Genomic DNA, 2,430 nt, shown 5'->3' with positions numbered 1-2,430 from the left:
CCACTTCCTTCGGGAAATAAGCCGCCCCGCTGCTGGATCCGACCAGCGCGATCAAATCGCCGGTCTTCGCGTCGTCGGAACGGAAACGGCCCTGCGCCGTGAAGTAACCCCGGATATATGGCACATAATAATTATCCCACAGTTTTTTAAAGACATCGCGGTCCAGATTCAGCGTCACCTGATTTCCTTCCACCGCAAAGATTTCCTGCCCCAGCTGACGGCTGCCGATGATCATGTAATTTGCCATCGCATCCCGGCCGAAGAATGCCTTGCCATCATTCGGCTGTGGCGTCAGGCTGTCGGTCCATTCATAGTACGTCCGCGCGGTCTTCGTCACGCCTTCAAGCGTCTTCAGCTCATCCAGCGTAACGCCGCAGGCTTCCGCGAACCGATCCCAGTCCGTTTTGTTCAACATCATCAATTCCGTCGACTTGGCGATCGGAAAAATTTTCAGGCTGCCGTCCTCGCCGATCTGACCTTCGTTTAAATATTCGTCGCGATAGGACGCCAGTTCCTCCTTGCTCATATACTTGTCAATCGAAGCGACCAGTCCCAATTTATCGACTTTGTACGCGGTATCGGCATAAGCCGCGAAAATATCGGGAATTTCACCGGCGCCGACTTTCTTCTCCGCCGCTTCCTCAACCTTGGTGATCAGATCGTTGACATTGCCCTGACTGTACGCTTCAACAACAATGCCTTTCTCCGCGCCCACCGTGTCGTTGAATTCTGTAACCAGTTCGTCAAACGCCGCTTTCTGCGTACCGTTGTAATAAGTCCAAATCTCCAGCGTAACCGGTTTATTCGGATCGAGCAGTTTGTCATAATTCTCCTTTTCAGCGGCGCAGCCCTGCATCATAAGCATGGCCGCAGCAGCTAAAACCCCAAGTTTTGTTATTTTTTTCATCTTCCTGCACCTTTTCTTTATTAGTTTTATTATAGTAGCTTTCCGTTTAAATTACCACGTTTTTACAGGTATGAAGATCGTTCTTACCTAACCCTAAATTGTTCTGAATATCACGTTTTCCCATTCCTGCCCCGGTTCGCAAATCACATTCAGGTTCCGTGCGTTTCCCCGCCAAAAACTTTCCGGCTTATTTCGATTCGATGTAGCGGCGGGAAAATCCCGCCGGTTTCGCTTTTGATCAGCGGTCAAAAGCTGGATTGTAACGATAGAAGTTGCGGCAGTCCAGATCCTTGCGGACGAATTCCAGAGCTTCGCCGAAACGCTGGAAGTGAACGATCTCGCGCTGGCGTAAAAATACCAGCGGTCCATAGACTTCCGGATCCTTCGCTAAACGCATCAGGTTCTCATACGTTGTACGGGCTTTCTGTTCCGCCGCCATATCCTCGGACAGATCGGTAATCGGATCGCCCTTGGACTGGATATACGCCGTCGTGTACGGCATGCCGCTGGCGCCTTGCGGATAAACGCCGGCAGTATGATCGACGTAATAGTCCGCCGCATTGGCAGCCTTGATCTGCTGCGCTGAACAGCCCTTGAGCAGCTGGTAAACCATCGTGGCGATCATTTCCTCATGCGCCATTTCTTCCGTTCCAATGTCCGTCAATAACGCGCGGATTTCCGGATACGGCATCGCGTAGCGTTGGTTCAGATACCGATCAGACGCACCCTTTTCGCCATCCGGGCCGCCCAGCTGCGTGATGATCAGCTTGGCCATCGCCGGGTCCGGCTTCCGGATATTCACAGGATACTGCAATTTTTTCTCATAGATCCACATGGTTTATCCCTCCCTTTCCCACGGCCATGGACTATTGATCCAATCCCAGCGGCGTCCGCGGCTGTCGCGGTTGGTCAGCGGACCGCAGACGCGATTGTATTCCTCCGCCGCTTTGCGGCGCAGGCCGGTAACATAACGGTAATAGCTCAGCGCGACTTCGTTTTGCGGATGGGTGTCCAGAAATAAGACCGCTTCCTGAATCGCGAAATCCAGTTCCTGCAGCTCCCGCAGCATTTCATTTCTATTCATCCTGACAGCCTCCCTTTCCCGTAAACGGCAAGTCCAGCTCAACAAACAGCGTTCCTCTTAACAAGGCGCGCGGGCGGCTGTAGATTTCCCGTTTTCCAGTCCAGCGCTGGCGGGCGACATACGCCATTGCCAGGCTCATATCCGGGCAGCGGTGATGATTACCGCAGCCCGGACGGCCATCGTCATCCTGATCATCGGTATCATTGCCGCAGCCACAGCCGCAGCCATCACCCGGACGGTTGCCATGGTCATGATCGCCGCAGCCGCAGCCTGGACGGCCATCGTCATCCTGATCGTCGGTATCGTTGCCGCAGCCACAGCCGCAGCCGTTGCCCGGACGGTTGCCGTGGTCATGATCGCCGCAGCCGCAGCCCGGACGGCCATCGTCATCCTGATCGTCGGTATCGTTGCCGCAGCCACAGCCGTTGCCCGGACGGTT

4 protein-coding genes are annotated in these 2,430 nt (G+C 54.4%); all 4 read right to left on the bottom strand.

What is annotated here, in order from left to right:
• The coding region (locus tag AC5OW4_RS15040) for a type 2 periplasmic-binding domain-containing protein (protein WP_493677193.1) at nucleotides 1-907 on the bottom strand (907 nt) is incomplete at its 3' end.
• Nucleotides 908-1,145: 238 nt separating this feature from the next.
• Nucleotides 1,146-1,742 (bottom strand): manganese catalase family protein, encoded by a 597-nt coding sequence (locus AC5OW4_RS15035; protein WP_072683821.1) that lies wholly within the window; start codon nucleotides 1,740-1,742, stop codon nucleotides 1,146-1,148.
• A 3-nt stretch (nucleotides 1,743-1,745) separates the two neighbouring features.
• On the bottom strand, nucleotides 1,746-1,991 hold the full coding sequence (locus AC5OW4_RS15030) for a spore coat protein CotJB (RefSeq protein WP_072683822.1): 246 nt from the start codon (nucleotides 1,989-1,991) through the stop codon (nucleotides 1,746-1,748).
• The coding region (locus AC5OW4_RS15025; RefSeq protein ID WP_493677192.1) for a spore coat associated protein CotJA at nucleotides 1,984-2,430 on the bottom strand (447 nt) is incomplete at its 5' end. The genes AC5OW4_RS15025 and AC5OW4_RS15030, both read right to left, overlap by 8 nt.

This window comes from Holdemania sp., assembly GCF_986127675.1.
The sequence above is the reverse complement of the archived record's forward strand: the minus strand, read 5'-3'. Positions and strand labels throughout refer to the sequence as shown.

Excerpts from the sequence above, each read along its gene's own strand:
- AC5OW4_RS15035 (WP_072683821.1), bottom strand. The coding sequence starts at position 1,742 with ATGTGGATCTATGAGAAAAAATTGCAGTATCCTGTGAATATCCGGAAG.
- AC5OW4_RS15030 (WP_072683822.1), bottom strand. The coding sequence starts at position 1,991 with ATGAATAGAAATGAAATGCTGCGGGAGCTGCAGGAACTGGATTTCGCG.